The 15,045-nt window shown below is 67.7% G+C and carries 19 protein-coding genes; 11 read left to right on the top strand and 8 right to left on the bottom strand.

Features of this window, described 5'->3' with window-relative positions:
- Positions 1–42 precede the first annotated feature (42 nt).
- Entirely contained in the window at positions 43–651 is a 609-nt protein-coding gene (locus tag KHC24_RS12520; protein ID WP_213363605.1) for an outer membrane protein, read from the bottom strand.
- A gap of 293 nt (positions 652–944) precedes the next feature.
- Between KHC24_RS12520 and KHC24_RS12525 the strand changes: the two genes are divergently transcribed.
- Entirely contained in the window at positions 945–1,727 is a 783-nt protein-coding gene (locus KHC24_RS12525; protein ID WP_213363606.1) for an SDR family oxidoreductase, read from the top strand.
- A 26-nt stretch (positions 1,728–1,753) separates the two neighbouring features.
- Here the strand turns inward: KHC24_RS12525 and KHC24_RS12530 are convergent, their stop codons facing one another.
- Positions 1,754–2,686 (bottom strand): DMT family transporter, encoded by a 933-nt coding sequence (locus tag KHC24_RS12530; RefSeq protein WP_213363607.1) that lies wholly within the window; start codon positions 2,684–2,686, stop codon positions 1,754–1,756.
- A 138-nt stretch (positions 2,687–2,824) separates the two neighbouring features.
- On the opposite strand from KHC24_RS12530, the gene uvrC reads away from it, so the two are divergent.
- The 4 genes from uvrC (at position 2,825) to KHC24_RS12550 (ending at position 6,628) form a co-directional block, all read left to right on the top strand.
- Complete coding sequence (gene uvrC, locus KHC24_RS12535; protein ID WP_213363608.1) at positions 2,825–5,080, top strand: excinuclease ABC subunit UvrC; 2,256 nt, start codon at positions 2,825–2,827, stop codon at positions 5,078–5,080.
- A gap of 129 nt (positions 5,081–5,209) precedes the next feature.
- Positions 5,210–5,866: a CDP-diacylglycerol--glycerol-3-phosphate 3-phosphatidyltransferase gene (pgsA, locus tag KHC24_RS12540; RefSeq protein WP_213363609.1), complete on the top strand. Its 657-nt coding sequence runs from the start codon at positions 5,210–5,212 to the stop codon at positions 5,864–5,866.
- Complete coding sequence (gene moaD / locus KHC24_RS12545; RefSeq protein WP_213363610.1) at positions 5,863–6,114, top strand: molybdopterin converting factor subunit 1; 252 nt, start codon at positions 5,863–5,865, stop codon at positions 6,112–6,114. The genes pgsA and moaD overlap by 4 nt, the downstream gene beginning before the upstream one ends.
- 4 nt (positions 6,115–6,118) lie before the next feature.
- The gene (locus tag KHC24_RS12550) at positions 6,119–6,628 is read left to right on the top strand and encodes a molybdenum cofactor biosynthesis protein MoaE (protein ID WP_213363611.1); all 510 of its coding nucleotides are present in this window, start codon (positions 6,119–6,121) and stop codon (positions 6,626–6,628) included.
- 4 nt (positions 6,629–6,632) lie between these two features.
- On the opposite strand, the gene KHC24_RS12555 is transcribed toward KHC24_RS12550, so the two are convergent.
- A complete protein-coding gene (locus tag KHC24_RS12555) occupies positions 6,633–7,154 on the bottom strand; it encodes a MarR family winged helix-turn-helix transcriptional regulator (protein ID WP_213363612.1) in 522 nt (173 codons plus the stop codon).
- A 77-nt stretch (positions 7,155–7,231) separates the two neighbouring features.
- Here KHC24_RS12555 and KHC24_RS12560 point away from each other — a divergent pair, with 77 nt between their 5' ends.
- Positions 7,232–7,624, top strand: a complete 393-nt coding sequence (locus tag KHC24_RS12560) for a VOC family protein (protein ID WP_213363613.1) — start codon at positions 7,232–7,234, stop codon at positions 7,622–7,624.
- Between the two features lie 21 nt (positions 7,625–7,645).
- A complete protein-coding gene (locus KHC24_RS12565; protein WP_271180675.1) occupies positions 7,646–8,041 on the top strand; it encodes a DoxX family protein in 396 nt (131 codons plus the stop codon).
- Between the two features lie 59 nt (positions 8,042–8,100).
- Here the strand turns inward: KHC24_RS12565 and KHC24_RS12570 are convergent, their stop codons facing one another.
- Positions 8,101–8,997 (bottom strand): branched-chain amino acid aminotransferase, encoded by an 897-nt coding sequence (locus tag KHC24_RS12570; protein ID WP_213363614.1) that lies wholly within the window; start codon positions 8,995–8,997, stop codon positions 8,101–8,103.
- 268 nt (positions 8,998–9,265) lie between these two features.
- Here KHC24_RS12570 and KHC24_RS12575 point away from each other — a divergent pair, with 268 nt between their 5' ends.
- The 4 genes from KHC24_RS12575 to KHC24_RS25705 all read left to right on the top strand — a co-directional run bounded on the left by KHC24_RS12575 (position 9,266) and on the right by KHC24_RS25705 (position 12,427).
- Positions 9,266–9,853, top strand: a complete 588-nt coding sequence (locus KHC24_RS12575) for a MarR family winged helix-turn-helix transcriptional regulator (protein ID WP_213363615.1) — start codon at positions 9,266–9,268, stop codon at positions 9,851–9,853.
- A 9-nt stretch (positions 9,854–9,862) separates the two neighbouring features.
- Positions 9,863–10,606, top strand: a complete 744-nt coding sequence (locus tag KHC24_RS12580) for a response regulator (RefSeq protein ID WP_213363616.1) — start codon at positions 9,863–9,865, stop codon at positions 10,604–10,606.
- Between the two features lie 107 nt (positions 10,607–10,713).
- Complete coding sequence (locus KHC24_RS12585; RefSeq protein ID WP_373878616.1) at positions 10,714–12,102, top strand: ATP-binding protein; 1,389 nt, start codon at positions 10,714–10,716, stop codon at positions 12,100–12,102.
- Between the two features lie 13 nt (positions 12,103–12,115).
- Positions 12,116–12,427 carry a GFA family protein gene (locus KHC24_RS25705; protein WP_444979315.1) on the top strand — a complete coding sequence of 104 codons (312 nt, stop codon included), beginning with the start codon at positions 12,116–12,118 and terminating at the stop codon, positions 12,425–12,427.
- Positions 12,428–12,524: 97 nt separating this feature from the next.
- On the opposite strand, the gene KHC24_RS12590 is transcribed toward KHC24_RS25705, so the two are convergent.
- The 4 genes from KHC24_RS12590 to KHC24_RS12605 form a co-directional block, all read right to left on the bottom strand.
- Entirely contained in the window at positions 12,525–12,878 is a 354-nt protein-coding gene (locus KHC24_RS12590; RefSeq protein ID WP_213363617.1) for a tRNA-binding protein, read from the bottom strand.
- A 38-nt stretch (positions 12,879–12,916) separates the two neighbouring features.
- Positions 12,917–13,741, bottom strand: a complete 825-nt coding sequence (gene proC / locus KHC24_RS12595) for a pyrroline-5-carboxylate reductase (RefSeq protein ID WP_213363618.1) — start codon at positions 13,739–13,741, stop codon at positions 12,917–12,919.
- A gap of 129 nt (positions 13,742–13,870) precedes the next feature.
- Entirely contained in the window at positions 13,871–14,368 is a 498-nt protein-coding gene (locus tag KHC24_RS12600) for a type III secretion system chaperone family protein (RefSeq protein WP_213363619.1), read from the bottom strand.
- A gap of 233 nt (positions 14,369–14,601) precedes the next feature.
- On the bottom strand, positions 14,602–14,868 hold the full coding sequence (locus KHC24_RS12605; protein ID WP_213363620.1) for an accessory factor UbiK family protein: 267 nt from the start codon (positions 14,866–14,868) through the stop codon (positions 14,602–14,604).
- Positions 14,869–15,045 lie beyond the last annotated feature (177 nt).

Consider the following 15,045-nt stretch of genomic DNA (forward strand, 5'->3'; position numbering starts at 1 on the left):
GCCGCCTTGGATGACCGGAGCGCCGGAGTTCTGGCGCGGCCGTCAGAACTTGTAGTTCACGCCGAGGCGCAGGATGTTGGCGGTGGTGCCAATATCCAGCGGGCCGGCGATGGTGTCATAGGTCTCGGTGCCGAGATCGACATAGAGATACTCGGCCTTGACGCTCCAGTTCGGCGAGAAGGCATATTCGCCGCCCGCGCCGATCGTCCAGCCGGTGTTGGTCTGCTTGTTGGAGAGGCCGGCCACTTCGTAATTGCCGCGGCCATAGGCGAAGCCGCCGGTGCCGTAGATCAGGAACTGGTCGACGGCCCAGCCGAGGCGGGCGCGCACCGTACCGAAATAATCCAGCGAGAAAGTGGGGCTCTCGATGTTGGTGGCCTGGAGGTCGGTCTCGATGCCGACGACCAGCGGGCTACCAGCGAACTGCCAGTTGTAGCCGGCCTGGATGCCGCCGAGGAAACCGTTGGTGTCGTCGGAGAAATCCGCCTCGCCCCAGCCATAGCCGGCATTGGCGCCGAGATAGAAGCCGGTCCAGGTGAAGACCGGAACCGGAGCGGCATAGGCGGTCGGCGCCGGGTAGCTGAGGTCGGCGGCGGACGCCGGCGCGGCGACCGCCACGGCGAGGGCGAGGCCCGCGAGAAGTGCTTTCATGATCGTCTCCCATTCATCCAGGCGGCTGCGCACCCGGGTTCAATTCGATAGGGTCGACGTTCACATAAGATTATGAGCAAAGTCTTATGGCATTTCGTAACCTGATATTATCATTAACAGTTCGTATACAAGCACCCCGGATGAAAACAACATCAAATGCCAAGCATTAGACCTTGATATTCCAGTCATATCGCATTGATCATGGTTAGCCACCCGTTAACACCCAGGATCGAAACCGACACTCCCGATGTTGCCGCGTTGGACAGCTTCCTCGCTCGGGTTCATGAAGAGACATGACCTCACCTGCTCCGCTTTCTTCTGCCGCAGCGCGCCCGCTCGCCCTCGTCACCGGTGGCGCGGTCCGCATCGGCCGCGCCATTTCCCTCGCCCTCGCGACGGCAGGCTATGATCTCGTCATTCATACCCGGCGCCCGGAACCGGTCGCCGAAGCGGTATGCGCCGAGATCGAGGCCCGTGGCGGCCGCGCCCATCTGCTGCATGCCGAACTCTCGGATGCCGATGCGGTCGCAGGCCTGCTTCCTGCCTGTGCCACATTTGGTACGCTGCGGCTGCTCGTCAACAATGCCTCGGAATTTCATCCCGATGCCGCGGGCGCACTGGTGCGCGGGCTGTGGGACCGGCACTTCGCGGTCAATCTGCGCGCGCCGGTGTTCCTCGCCGAAGCCTTCGCCGCACAACTGCCGGCCCACGGGACGGGCGCGGTCGTCAACCTCATCGACCAGCGGGTGCTGAAACCGACGCCGCATTACCTGTCCTACAGCCTGACCAAGCAGGGCTTGTGGGCGGCGACGCGGCTGCTGGCCCAGGGGCTCGCGCCGCGCGTGCGCGTCAATGCGGTCGCTCCCGGGCCGACCCTCGCCAATATCCGCCAGAGCCCCGAGGATTTCGCGCGCCAGGGCGCGGCGGTGCCGCTCGGTCGCGGGCCGAGGCCGGAGGAGATCGCCGAGGCAGTACTGTTTCTGGCGCAGGCCGAGAGCATCACCGGCCAGTTGCTCACCGTCGATGGCGGCCAGCATCTCGCCTGGCAGACCCCGGACACCGAGGTGCCCGACTGAGCCGACGGCTCGGCAGACCTGGATTGCTATCTGCGCCGGTCGCTCAGGGTGAACCAGCCGACGCTGGTCATCACCAGCGCCGCACCGGTAAACTCCAGCGGGCTCGCCGTCTCGCCCAGCACGAAGAAGGCCAGCACCATGGTCGCGACCGGGCTCACCGTCGAGATCATCGAATTGGCCTGCGCCGAGATGCGTTTCAGCGCCGCGTTCATCAGGAAGGTCGGCACCACCGTGGCGCCGATTGCGATGAGCACGGAGAGCATCAGCACCCGCGGCGACACCATCAGCCCGGCGATCGGACGGACCAGGGCGAACTGCCCCAGCGCCAGCACCGAGGCCGAGATCATCGCCACGCAGGTGAACAGCGCCGAGCCGATACTGTTCAGCAGCTTGCGGGCCATGAGCTGATAGAGCGCGAAGCTGATCGCCGCCATGCCGACGAACATCGCGCCGCGCGCCACGTCGGTGCCGACGGTCGCCAGCCCCTCCATGAAGATCAGCGCCAACCCGCCATAGGCGATGAGGAAGGTCCACAGCGCCTTGAGCCGGATCGGCTGGCCGAACAGCAACGCCCCGAACAGCACCACGAAAAGCGGGTAGGTGAACAGGATCAGCCGCTCGAAGGAGGCCGAGATATATTGCAGCCCGAGGAAGTCGACATAGCTGGAGAACCAGTAGCCCAGCGCGCCGACGGCCGCCGATTGCGCGAAGATGCCGAAGCTCGGCAGCGCCTCGCCGCGCACGCGCATGGACCGCAGCGCAAGGGCACCAATCGCCAGATAGAACGGCAGCGAGAACGCCATGCGCAGCGCCAGCAGGGTCTCGGGGTCGATGCCCTCGCCATAGGCGAGCTTGATGATGATGCCCTTGGAGGCGAACAGAATCGCCCCCGCCGCGCCATAGGCATAGCCGGCGAGCGGAACAGCGGGCTTGACGGGAGCATCGGACACAGAGGACATGCCGTCCCCTTAATCCCATTTCGCCGCCGGCGCAGCACCGAGTTTGCGCATATCTGCCATCGCGCTCCCGGTTCGGGCATGGAAGAACGGCGACGCCCCCCTGTTCGTGGCTAGCACGAATCCATATTTTAGGCGCACATGATCGCTCGCCCCCACCCGAACGTGCCCGAACCGGAGATCGATGACGCCGAGATGGCGGAGATCGAGGACGAGGCGCTGCTGCTGCTCGACGAGCCGGACGAGGCGCTGCCCGGTGCCGGCTCGCTCGCCTCCGGCCGCGCCGCCATTCTGCGGGCGGTGAAGCACGCGCCGAACGGCGCCGGCGTCTATCGGATGATCGGCGCCGATGGCGCGGTGCTTTATGTCGGCAAGGCGAAGAGCATCAGGAAGCGCATCATCGCCTATACCCGGCCGACCGGGCTGACCAACCGCATCTTCCGCATGGTGTCCGCCACCGCCGAGATGGAGTTCATTTCCACCGGCACCGAGACCGAGGCGCTGCTGCTCGAGGCCAACCTCATCAAGCAGCTGCGCCCGCGCTTCAACGTGCTGCTGCGCGACGACAAGTCGTTCCCCTATATCCTCATCACCAAGGACCACGTCTCGCCGCAGATCACCAAGCATCGCGGCGCCCGCTCGAAACCGGGCGACTATTATGGCCCCTTCGCCTCGGTCTGGGCGGTGAACCGCACCATCAATGCGCTGCAGAAGGCGTTCCTGGTCCGCTCCTGCTCGGACAGCTATTACGAGGCGCGCACCCGGCCCTGCCTGTTGTTCCAGATCAAGCGCTGCGCCGGTCCCTGCACCGGCGAGGTCAGCCACACCGACTATGCCGAATATGTCCGGGAGGCGCGCGACTTCCTGTCCGGCAAGAGCCGCACGGTGAAGGAGCAGCTGGCCCGCGAGATGGAAGCCGCGTCCGAGACGCTGGAATTCGAGCGCGCCGCCGCCCTGCGCGACCGGCTCGCCGCCCTGTCGGCGGTGCAGGGCTCGCAGGGCATCAATCCGCGCTCGGTGGAAGAGGCGGACGTCTTCGCCATCCACCAGGAGGGCGGCGCCACCTGCGTACAGGTGTTCTTCTTCCGCACCGGGCAGAACTGGGGCAACCACGCGCTCTATCCCCGCGCCGACCGCACACTGGAGCCCGGCGAGGTGCTCGGCGCCTTCCTCGCGCAGTTCTACGAGGACAAGCCGAGCCCGCGCCTCATCCTGCTCAGCCATGCGGCGGAAGAAAGCGGCCTGCTCGCCGAGGCCTTGAGCGAGCGCAGCGGCCACAAGGTGGAGATCGCGGTGCCGCAGCGCGGCGAGAAGCGCGAGCTGGTCGAGCACGCCATGCAGAACGCCCGCGAGGCGCTCGGCCGCAAGCTCGCCGAGAGCGCCAGCCAGGCGCGCCTGCTCGACGAGCTCGCCCGCGCCTTCGCCCTGCCGGCGAGCCCGCGCCGCATCGAGGTCTATGACAACAGCCACATTATGGGCTCAAACGCCGTGGGCGGCATGATCGTCGCCGGGCCGGAGGGCTTCGCCAAGAGCCAGTACCGCAAGTTCAACATCAAGAACACCGAGCTCGCGCCGGGCGACGATTACGGCATGATGCGCGAGGTGCTGCGCCGACGCTTCTCGCGCCTGCTGCGCGAGGCCCCGCGGGCCGGCGACAAGGCCCCTCACCGTACCCCTCTCCCCGACGGGGAGAGGGAAACGCTCACCAATACCGACGCTACCTCTCCACCCGAAACGCCCCTTGCTCCCTCTCCCCGTCGGGGAGAGGGTTGGGGTGAGGGGGGCACCATGCTCCCCGGTGAGGGGGAAGCCGCGCCAACCGATCCGCCGCCCTCCCCCCTCACCGACCCGCTTCGCGGGCCACCTCTCCCCGTCGGAGAGAAGGAAAAAGACGCTCTCGCAGAAGCAGAGACCGCCGAGCCGCTGCGCGAGACACCGGAAGGCTGGCCGGACCTGGTGCTGATCGACGGCGGCGCCGGCCAGCTGAAGGCGGCGGCCGAGGCGCTGGCCGAGCTCGGCGTCACCGATGTGCCGCTGGTCGGCGTCGCCAAGGGCCCGGACCGCGATGCCGGCCGCGAGAGCTTCTTCATTGCCGACCGCGAGCCGTTCCGGCTGGAGCCCCGCGACCCGGTGCTCTATTTCGTGCAGCGGCTGCGCGACGAGGCGCACCGCTTCGCCATCGGCTCGCATCGCGCCCGGCGCAGCAAGGACATCGCCCAGGGCGGCCTGCAGGAAATTCCCGGCATCGGCCCCACCCGCAAGCGTGCGTTGCTTCATCATTTCGGTACGCTGAAGGCGATTGAGCGCGCCTCGCTGGCCGATCTCGAAGCGGTGCCGGGGGTGAACGCCGCCACCGCCCGGGCCGTCTATGATTTTTTCCACCCCGGACCGCACTGACGCCGGGCCGCATTGACGCCGGCGGCAGCGAGACACCGGCATGGCCGTTACTTTGCCGTGAAATACCCGCAGTAGATTGACGTGTGCCCGCAGGGTGGTTACGTCCCAGTCAAGGAACCGGACAGAGTCATGGTCGACGTCGCGCCCGCCCGCAATACGGTGACCGAACCCGCGCAGACCGGATCTGCGCGGAGCCGGCGTGCGCATACCTATGCGCTCCCCAATTTGCTGACCTATGCCCGCTGCGTGGCGGTGCCGCTGTTGGTCGGCTGCCTGTTCTGGGCCGATATCCTCGCCGGCGGGCTGTGGTTGCGCTGGGCGGCGCTCGGCATCTATGTCGTCGCCGCCATCACCGATTTCTTCGACGGCTACCTCGCCCGCATCTGGTCGCAGCAATCGGCGATCGGCCGCATGCTCGATCCCATCGCCGACAAGCTGCTGGTCGCCGCCTCGCTGTTGATGATGGCGTCGGACGGCACCATTCGCGGCTGGTCGCTCTGGGCGGCCGCGGTCATCCTGTGCCGCGAGATCCTGGTCTCCGGCCTGCGCGAATTTCTCGCCGAGCTGCGGGTCAGCGTGCCCGTCACCCGCCTCGCCAAGTGGAAGACCACGGCGCAGCTGGTCGCGGTCGGCGTGCTGCTGGCCGGCCCGGCGGCCGACGCGCTGCTGCCCGGCACCACGCTCGCCGGCATCGTGCTCTTGTGGATCTCGGCGCTGCTCACACTTTATACCGGGTGGGACTATTTCCGGGCCGGTGCCCGTCACCTGATCGAGGACGAAGCGTGAAGATCCTCTATTTCGCCTGGGTGCGGGAACGCATCGGGCGTGAGGCCGAGGAGGTCGAGGCTCCCGACGAGGTGCGCACCGTCGCCGAGCTCGCGGCCTTCCTCGCCGCCCGTGGCGAGGGCTATGCCGAGGCGTTCAAGGAACCCAAGGTGGTCCGCGCCGCCATCGATCGCCGCCATGCCAGGCCGGACGCAGCGATCGCCGGCGCCCGTGAGATCGCCTTCTTCCCGCCGATGACCGGGGGTTGAGGCCATGCCGGTTGCAGCCCCATCCGGCGACCGCTTCACCGTCCGTATCCAGGCTGAGGATTTCGACACCGCCGCAGAGATCGCCGCGCTCTCGGCCGGACGGGTCGATATCGGAGCGGTCGTCACCTTTTCCGGCCTGTGCCGCGCCGACGATGCCGGCGATTCCGCGCCGGACGGCAGCCGTCTGGTCGCGCTGACGCTCGAGCACTATCCCGGCATGGCGGAGGAAGAGATCCGCCGGCTCGTGGATGAGGCCCGTACGCGCTGGCCGCTGCTCGGCGCCACGGTGATCCACCGCCATGGCCGCATCGTCCCCGGCGAGAACATCGTGCTGGTGGTCACCGCCTCGCCGCATCGCGGTGCCGCCTTCGAGGCCGCGGCCTTCCTCATGGATTGGCTGAAGACCCGCGCGCCATTCTGGAAACTGGAAGAGCGTGCGGAAGCCAGGAACTGGGTCGCGGCCAAGGAGGCCGACGACGCGGCGGCGGAGCGGTGGACCGCCGGCACGCCCTGAGCCGCTAATCCTTCGCCCCTTCCATCGACAAGGCGAGCTTTGCCAGCAGGCCGGCCAGTTGGTCGCGTTCCTCGCCGTTCAGCCCGGCGAGCAGCCGGGCCTCCACTTCCATGTCGGCGCGGAATGCCGCCTCCGCCCGCTCCCTGCCCTCAACCGTCAGCTCCACCAGCAGGCTGCGCGCGTCGCTCTCGCTCGGCCGCCGTACAACCAATCCGGCCTTCTCCAGCCGCGCCAGCCGGTCGGTCAGCCCGCCCGAGGAGATCATCAGCGCCTGGAACAGCTCGGTCGGCCGCAACCGATAGGGCGGGCCGGCGCGACGCAGCGTCGAGAGCACGTCGAATTCCCCGGCATCGAGTCCATGGGCGGCGAACACCGCCTCGATCGGCGGACGCGCCCGCAGGGTGATCCAGCGTGCCCGCCCGAGGACCGCCATGCCTTGCGTATCCACGTCCGGCAATTCCCGCGCCCATTGCCGCCGCCGTTGCTCAACATGGTCGGCAGCCTCCGGCACCAGTTGTCTTGACATCAAGACATCTCCCTTTATCTTGATATCGAGATAAATCATTCGCAGTACGAAACAAGTGCTTTCCGAAGGAGAATGCGATGCAGGTGACGGGCTTGGATCACGTCGTGCTGCGGGTCGGCGATCTCGATGTCGCCACCCGCTTCTACTCGCAGGTGCTCGGCTGCCCGGTCGAGCGGCGGCAGGAGGCGATCGGCATGGTCCAGCTGCGCGCCGGCGGGGCACTGATCGATCTGGTCGCCGTCGACGGTCCGCTTGGCCGGCGCGGCGGCGGAGCTCCCGCGGTGGAGGGACGCAACATGGACCATCTCTGCCTGCGCATCGCCGGCTTCGAGCCGGAACGGGTTCGCTCCGAACTCGCCGCCCACGGCATCGCCGCCGATGCCGCCGTCCTCCGCTACGGCGCCGCCGGCGAAGGCCCGTCCATCTATCTGCGCGACCCCGACGGCAATGGCGTCGAACTGCGCGGCTGAACCCGAGATCGGAGAATCCCCGTGCCCAGCTCGCTGATGGTGCCGGTCGGCTACACCCTCACCGGTCTGTTTGCCGCCTTCCTGCTGATCGCCTCGATCGCGCCCAAGCTGATCGGCGCCAGCGTGGCGACCGAGTCCATGGCCGCGCTCGGCTGGCCGGCCGGCCACACGCTGATGATCGGCCTCGTCGAGCTCGGTTGCCTGGCGCTATATCTCGTCCCGCGCACCAGTCTCCTCGGCGCGGTGCTGATGACCGGCCTGCTCGGCGGCGCCATGGCGACGCAACTCCGAGTCGGCAATCCGCTGTTCAGCCATGTGCTGTTCAGCGTCTATCTCGGCCTGTTCATGTGGGGCGGGTTGTGGCTGCGCGCGCCGTGGCTGCGCGCGCTGTTCCCGGTCGTCACGCCTGATCGTTGAGCACAAACAGAAACGCCGGCCCGAAGGCCGGCATTCTATAGGCTCTGCGGAACCGGAACTCAGGCCGCCGAGGCGGCCGCCTTCTTCGGCTGCACTGCAGCCGAGTAGTCGTCGAACAGCGTCTTGGTCACCGGGCCGGGCTGGAAATGCGTTCCGGCGATCTCCGACACCGGCGTCACTTCGGCCGCGGTGCCGGTGATAAAGCATTCGTCGAAGCTCGACAGTTCCTCCGGCATGATCGCCCGCTCCTGCACCTCGATGCCGCGGCGCTTGGCAAGCTCGATCACCGTCTGGCGGGTGATGCCGTTCAGGAAGGCGTCCGCCTCCGGCGTGTGGATCACCCCGTCCTTCACGAAGAACACGTTGGCACCGGTGCACTCGGCGACGCGTCCGCGCCAGTCGAGCATCAGCGCGTCGGCATAGCCTTCCCGCTCGGCGGCGTGCTTGGAGATGGTGCAGATCATGTAGAGGCCGGCCGCCTTCGAGGTCGAGGGCGCGGTCATCGGATCGGGACGGCGGTATTTCGCCATACCGATGCGGATGCCCTTCAGACGCTCCGCCGGATCGAAATAGCTCGGCCATTCCCACGCCGCGATGGCGAGGTGGATCTGGTTGTGCTGCGCCGAGACGCCCATCATGTCCGAGCCGCGCCACGCCACCGGCCGCAGATAGGCATCGGCGAGGTTCTGCTTGACCAGAATTTCGCGGCAGGCGGCGTTGATCTCCGCCTCGCTGTAGGGGATCTCGAAGTCGAGCAGGCGCGCGCTCTCCTTCAGCCGGATGGTGTGCTCGTCCAGCTTGAAAATCTCGCCGCCATAGGCGCGCTCGCCCTCGAATACACAGCTGCCGTAATGCAGGCCGTGGGTCAGTACATGGACCTTGGCATCCGACCACGGCACGAAGGCGCCGTCATACCAGATCCAGCCACTGCGTTTGTCGAAGGGTTCGCTTGCCATGGTACTGTCTCCCGAACGGGGCTCGCCGCCTGCCATGATCCGGCGACGTCGCCCATCTTGTCCTTAAAGCATGTCCTACCCGGTCGCGTGCGTTTTTCCGCGCATATTTTGCTTCGCAGGCCAAGTACATCTATCGTGAACGCCGTCGAACGAACTGCCGTCCGGCCCCGCCGACGCGTCTGTCTGACGCGAGGTCGATCCGGGACTCCCGAACGATCCTTTCGTCAGACAGGGCTTCTTGGTAACGATCATAACGAAAAAAGTCAACATGGCTGACATAAATGTCTCGCAACCGCCCCACGCCAATGCGGCGGATCTCGACTCCGCCGCAGCGGGCGACGCTGCGCCGCGCAGCCAGATCGACCTGATCGAGCTGCTGTTCTTCGCCTATCGCAACTTCGTCAGCGACCCGGACAAGGTGCTGCAGGGCTACGGCTTCGGCCGTGCCCACCACCGGGTGCTGCATTTCGTCAACCGCCATCCCGGCATGCGGGTCACCGATCTGCTCGACATATTGCGCATCACCAAGCAGAGCCTCGGCCGGGTGCTGCGCGAGCTGGTCGAGGGCGGCTTCGTCGACAGCCGCGCCGGCTCCTCCGACCGGCGCCAGCGGCTGCTGCATCTCACGCCGAAGGGGGCGGCGCTGGCGCGCGATTTCGTCGCCATCCAGTCGCAGCGCATCGAAAAGGCGCTCGCCGCCTGCTCGCCGGGTGCGCGCGAGGATGTCCGCCGCTTTCTTGTCGCCATGATCGATGCCGAAGATCAGGCGGCGGTCGAGAAGCTCATCGTCCGCGCCGACCTGGCCGCCGTGTCGGGCGGCACGCGCGCCGGCAAGGCGCCCGCCCGCCCCCGCTAGGAGACCTCGATGCTCGACGCCGCCAATCCCGGCCCCTCCTCGCCCGCCCGGCCGCGCATGGCGACGCCGGCCGACGACGCCGTGCACCTGCTCATCGTCGACGACGACCGCCGCATCCGCGACCTGCTCTCGCGTTTCCTGTCCGAGCAGGGCTACCGGGTGACGACGGCAGAGTCGGCGGACGATGCCCGCGGCCGCCTCGCCGGCCTCACCTTCGACCTGCTGATCCTCGACGTGATGATGCCGGGCATGAACGGTCTCGACCTCGCAAAGCTGGTGCGCACCGAATCGACCGTGCCGATCCTCATGCTCACCGCCCGCTCGGAGACCGAGGACCGCATCAAGGGGCTGGAGATCGGCGCCGACGACTATCTCGCCAAGCCTTTCGAGCCGCGCGAACTGCTGCTGCGCATCAACAACATCCTGAAGCGTTCCACCGTCCCACCGACGCAGGCCATCGAATCGGTGCGCTTCGGGCCGTTCGTCTTCCATCTGGAGCGCGGCGAGCTCAGCCGCGACGGCGAGCTGGTCCGCCTCACCGACCGCGAGCGCGACATGCTGCGCGTGCTCGGCGAGCGGCCCGGCGAGACGGTGCCGCGCCAGGCGCTGGTGGCGCCGGGCATCTCCGCCGGCGACAGGGCGGTCGACGTGCAGGTGAACCGCCTGCGCCGCAAGATCGAGCGCGACCCCGCCAACCCCGCTTATCTGCAGACGGTGCGCGGCGTCGGCTACCGGCTGGTCGTGGCGCCTTGAGCCTGCTCGACGATCAGCGGCTGGGCGCCGCCCGCCACTTCCTGCGCGATGTCGCGGCGCGCATGCGGGCGAACAATGCCCGCCTCGCCGCCCGCATCGATCGCACGATGCCGAAGAGCGTCCACGTCGCCTGGGATGCCGCGTGCGGCGCCAATGCCCGCATGCGGGCGAACAATGCCCGTTTCGGCTCCTGGTTCAACAGCGTCATGCCGAAGGGCCTTTATGCCCGCTCGCTGATCATCATCGTCACGCCGATGGTGATCCTGCAATCGGTGCTGGCCTTCGTGTTTATGGAGCGTCACTATAATACCGTAACCCGCCGCCTTTCCGCCGCGGTGTCGCAGGACATCTCGGCCATCGCCGACTTCGCCGTCGCCTTCCCCTCCCCGGAGGGCCGCGAGCAGGTGCGGCAGATCGCCCAGTCGTCCATGGGCCTGTCGGTCGATTTCCTGCCGGACGAGCACCTGCCGCCGCCGGGACCCAAGCCGTTCTTCTCCATCCTGGATTCCAACTTCACCGGCGAGTTGGGCAAGCGGCTGCGCCGGCCGTTCTGGACCGACACCGTCGGCAACTCCAACCTCATCGAGGTGCGGATCCAGTTCGACGACATGGTGATGCGGATCTTCGCCCGCCGCAGCCAGGCCTATCTGTCGAACTCGCACATCTTCCTGGTGTGGATGGTCGGCACCTCGCTGGTGCTGCTCGCCGTTGCCATCCTGTTTCTGCGCAACCAGATCAAGCCGATAGAGGCGCTGGCCGACGCCGCCATCGCCTTCGGCAAGGGCCGCGACGTCACCGGCTTCCGGCCGCGCGGTGCCCGCGAGGTGCGCGGCGCGGCGCTGGCGTTCCTCGAGATGCGGCGGCGCATCGAGCGGCAGATCGAGCAGCGCACCACCATGCTGGCCGGCGTCAGCCACGACATGCGCACCATCCTCACCCGCTTCAAGCTCGAGCTGGCCTTCCTGAACGAGGCCGAGACCGACGCCTTGCGCAAGGATGTCGACGAGCTGCAGAGCATGTTGGAGGCCTATCTCGCCTTCGCCCGCGACGACATGGGCGAGCCGCCGGTGCTCACCGACATTGCCCGCCTCATCGAGGAGGCCCGCGTCAATGGCGAGCGCCACGGCGCCGGCGTCACCTCCGCCTTCTCCGGCGATCCGATGGTGACGCTGCGGCCCGATGCCTTCCGCCGCTGTCTGGCCAACCTGGTCGCCAATGGCTGGCGCTATGCCGACCGCATCGACATCAACGGCACCCGTGCCGAGCGCTGGCTGATCGTGACGGTGGACGACAACGGGCCCGGCATCCCGCCGGAGCGGCGCGAGGAGGTGTTTCGGCCGTTCTTCCGGCTCGACGAGGCCCGCAACCAGGATGCCGGCGGCTCGGGGCTCGGCCTCACCATCGCCCGCGACGCCGCCCGCGCGCATGGCGGCGACGTATCGCTCGGCGACAGCCCGCTCGGCGGCCTGAGGGCGACGATCCGCATCCCGGTGTGAAGGGTGGCGACAGATGATCGGGCGCTACCAAGGCGGCTGCCTGTGCGGCGACATCCGCTTCGCAGCCGTCGGCCCTGCCAGGAACCCGCATAGCTGCTCTTGCAGCGTCTGCCAGCGGCACACCGGCGCGCTGACGGCGCTGTGGTGGAGTTTCCCGCCGACCGCATCGTCTGGACCGGACCGGCCGGCACGCCGTCGACCTATCGATCCTCGGACGTCTCCAGCCGCGCCTTCTGTCCGACATGCGGCAGCACGCTCGGCGCCCGCGACGACGCCCCCGTCGTCGCGCTGCTCGTCGCACCTTCGACGACATCACCTCGCCTGAGCTCGTGCCGGCCGAGCACTCATTCGCCGACCGGCGGCCGGCATGGTGGCATGTCGAGATCAAGCCGGACGAGACGGCATAGGTCGTCCGTGCGGCCTCAGAACAGCCTTGCGCCGTTCGGCACCTCGCGGTCGGGGGCGAACAGCACCACCGCGCCGTCCTCGTCCGGGAAGCCGAGGGTGAGCACCTCCGACATGACCGGCCCGATCTGGCGCGGCGGGAAGTTCACCACCGCCGCCACCTGCCGGCCGATGAGATCCTCCGGCGCATAATGCACGGTGATCTGCGCCGTGGACTTCCTCACCCCGACATGCGGGCCGAAATCGATCACCAGCTTCAGCGCCGGCTTGCGTGCCTCGGGAAAGGATTCGGCCTGGATGATGGTGCCGACACGGACATCGACCTTCAGGAAGTCGCCGATGTCGATGGTCGCGGCGGGTGCAAGGCTCATGACATCCTCCCTTGTCGTCGAGTGTTGATCCGGCCGGCTCAGCCCGCCAGCTCGCGCGAGCGGCGGGCGGCCGCGGCGACCGCCTCGGTCAGCAGCGGCCCGAACCCCTTCGTCTCGTCCATCAGCACCGCCAGCGCCGCCGCCGTGGTGCCATTCGGCGAGGTGACGTTGCGACGCAGCTGCGCCGGGTCGATGCCGGAGCGGACGATCAATTCGCCGGCGCCGGCGACGGTGGCCCGCGCCAGCCGGTCCGCCATGTCAGCCGGCAGCCCGGCCTTGGTGCCGGCCTCCGCCAGCGCCTCGGCGAGCAGGAACACATAGGCCGGCCCCGAACCCGACACCGCGGTGGCGACGTCGATCAGGTCCTCGCGCTCTACCCATTCGCAGCCGCCGGTAGCCTTGAGCAGCGCATCGGCGATGCGCATCTGCTCCGGCGAGACCGAGGCATTCGGCACCGCCACGGTGACACCGCGCCCGATCGCTGCCGGCGTGTTGGGGATTGAGCGCACCACCGCCGTGCCCGGTGCGAAATGACCCTCGAGAAAGGCGAGCGTGCGTCCCGCCATCACCGAGACCACCAGCGTGTCCGGCCCGGCGAGCGGCGCCACCCTGGCGAGCACGTCGGGGGCCACCTGCGGCTTGACCGCCAACAGCATCACCGCCGGCACCCCGCCATTGAGCGGATTGAGCGCCACGCCGCGCGCCTCCAGCATCGCGGCCACTTCCGGCGGCGGACCGGGATCGACCACCGCGATGCGGGCCGGCTCGAGCCCGAGGCTGATCCAGCCCTGGAGCATGGCGCCGCCCATCTTGCCCGCGCCCACCAGCAGGACACGGCCGGGAATGTCGGAAAGAGAAGCCATAGGTTCGCCTCGCACTTCTGCGCCGCCGAAGCGGTATCGGGCAAGGGATTACCGGATTCGCCCGATCAATGCTGCCCCATCGGCACCGGTGTCCACCGCGTCGAGCGGCGGCCGGGGGTTACCGTCCCGTCACGCCTCGCCGATGGTCTCGAACAAGGTGGCGTCCATCGCCTCGCGGGCCGACTTGCCGGCCCAGACCACGAACTGGAAGGCCGGAAAATAGCGCTCCACCGCTTCCACCGCCACTTCCATCAGCACTTCGCACTGGCGGTCGGTCGCCTCGGCTCCGGCCAGCAGCAAGGCATGGCGGAACATGATCACGCCCTCCTTCGACCACAGGTCGAAATGGCCGACCCACATCTGCTCGTTGATCAGCGAGAGCAAACGCAGCACTTCGTTCTTGCGCTTCTCCGGCACCTTGAGATCGAAGGCGCAGGCGATGTGCAGCGCTTCCACCTCGTCCATCCACTGGAAGGAGACGTGGCAATCGGTCCACCGCCCTTCCACCGAGATGGTGATCTCGTCCTCGGCCGATCGCTCGAACGACCATTCGTTGAGCGCGGCCATGCGCTCGACGAGATCAAGCGGATTGAGGCGGGTGTCGGCTTCGAAATCGGTATAGGTCATGCTCGACCTCGCGAGGCTGGGACGCGGGAGGGGGTCGAACGCACGCAACGCGAACAGCAGGCCGGCAACCCTTTCGATCTCCGAACGAATCGCCGTCATCCGACTATATCGCGCTGAATCCGTACCTCGCTACGACCGTTCGTGGGTGATCGCCTCTCGACAATCAATAGATTGAAGGTGTCAGGGATTCGCCGGGTGCCGCAAGCATTGCGGTCCGGCATCCACAACAGCCCTCACTCGGGTGTTTCGAGCTTGGCGAGCCGGGCCTCCAGCGCCGCCAGTCGCGCCTCGAGCTTCTCGTTTTCCTCGCGGGCAGCGGCGGCGAGATCCTTCACCGTGTCGAACTCCTCGCGCGTCACCACGTCGAGCTCGCGCAGGACCCGTTCAGCCTGGGCGCGCATCACCGTCTCGGCTTCGCGCCGCACGCCGGTGGCGACGCCGGCGGCGTCGTTCATCAGTCGCGCAAAATCGTCGAAGATGCGGCTCGTCGTCTGGGTCATGGCTCTTTTCTCCCGGCTTGACGCCTCAGGATCAACAATGGGGCGCAAGTCCCCGCACCGCAAGGGCGCAGCCACCGTCGCACCCATGTTCCACACGCAGGGGCGACCGTGGAACGCACCTCGGAGGCCATGCTCCGGCCTTGCGGGCCCATCTCCGGCCTTGATCCTGTCACGCGG

Origin of the sequence: Ancylobacter defluvii, from assembly GCF_018390605.1 — a bacterium.
GTDB classification, from domain to species: Bacteria; Pseudomonadota; Alphaproteobacteria; order Rhizobiales; family Xanthobacteraceae; genus Ancylobacter; species Ancylobacter defluvii.

Bases quoted from the DNA above. Each gene is read 5' to 3' on its own strand.
- KHC24_RS12570 (WP_213363614.1), bottom strand. From the start codon at position 8,997: ATGGCAAGCGAACCCTTCGACAAACGCAGTGGCTGGATCTGGTATGAC.
- KHC24_RS12605 (WP_213363620.1), bottom strand. From the start codon at position 14,868: ATGACCCAGACGACGAGCCGCATCTTCGACGATTTTGCGCGACTGATG.
- proC (WP_213363618.1), bottom strand. From the start codon at position 13,741: ATGGCTTCTCTTTCCGACATTCCCGGCCGTGTCCTGCTGGTGGGCGCG.
- KHC24_RS12575 (WP_213363615.1), top strand. From the start codon at position 9,266: ATGGCTGACATAAATGTCTCGCAACCGCCCCACGCCAATGCGGCGGAT.
- KHC24_RS12585 (WP_373878616.1), top strand. From the start codon at position 10,714: ATGCCGAAGAGCGTCCACGTCGCCTGGGATGCCGCGTGCGGCGCCAAT.
- uvrC (WP_213363608.1), top strand. From the start codon at position 2,825: ATGATCGCTCGCCCCCACCCGAACGTGCCCGAACCGGAGATCGATGAC.
- KHC24_RS12530 (WP_213363607.1), bottom strand. From the start codon at position 2,686: ATGTCCTCTGTGTCCGATGCTCCCGTCAAGCCCGCTGTTCCGCTCGCC.
- KHC24_RS12555 (WP_213363612.1), bottom strand. From the start codon at position 7,154: ATGTCAAGACAACTGGTGCCGGAGGCTGCCGACCATGTTGAGCAACGG.
- KHC24_RS12525 (WP_213363606.1), top strand. From the start codon at position 945: ATGACCTCACCTGCTCCGCTTTCTTCTGCCGCAGCGCGCCCGCTCGCC.
- KHC24_RS12560 (WP_213363613.1), top strand. From the start codon at position 7,232: ATGCAGGTGACGGGCTTGGATCACGTCGTGCTGCGGGTCGGCGATCTC.
- pgsA (WP_213363609.1), top strand. From the start codon at position 5,210: ATGGTCGACGTCGCGCCCGCCCGCAATACGGTGACCGAACCCGCGCAG.
- KHC24_RS12550 (WP_213363611.1), top strand. From the start codon at position 6,119: ATGCCGGTTGCAGCCCCATCCGGCGACCGCTTCACCGTCCGTATCCAG.
- KHC24_RS12590 (WP_213363617.1), bottom strand. From the start codon at position 12,878: ATGAGCCTTGCACCCGCCGCGACCATCGACATCGGCGACTTCCTGAAG.
- KHC24_RS12520 (WP_213363605.1), bottom strand. From the start codon at position 651: ATGAAAGCACTTCTCGCGGGCCTCGCCCTCGCCGTGGCGGTCGCCGCG.
- KHC24_RS12580 (WP_213363616.1), top strand. From the start codon at position 9,863: ATGCTCGACGCCGCCAATCCCGGCCCCTCCTCGCCCGCCCGGCCGCGC.
- KHC24_RS12600 (WP_213363619.1), bottom strand. From the start codon at position 14,368: ATGACCTATACCGATTTCGAAGCCGACACCCGCCTCAATCCGCTTGAT.
- KHC24_RS25705 (WP_444979315.1), top strand. From the start codon at position 12,116: ATGATCGGGCGCTACCAAGGCGGCTGCCTGTGCGGCGACATCCGCTTC.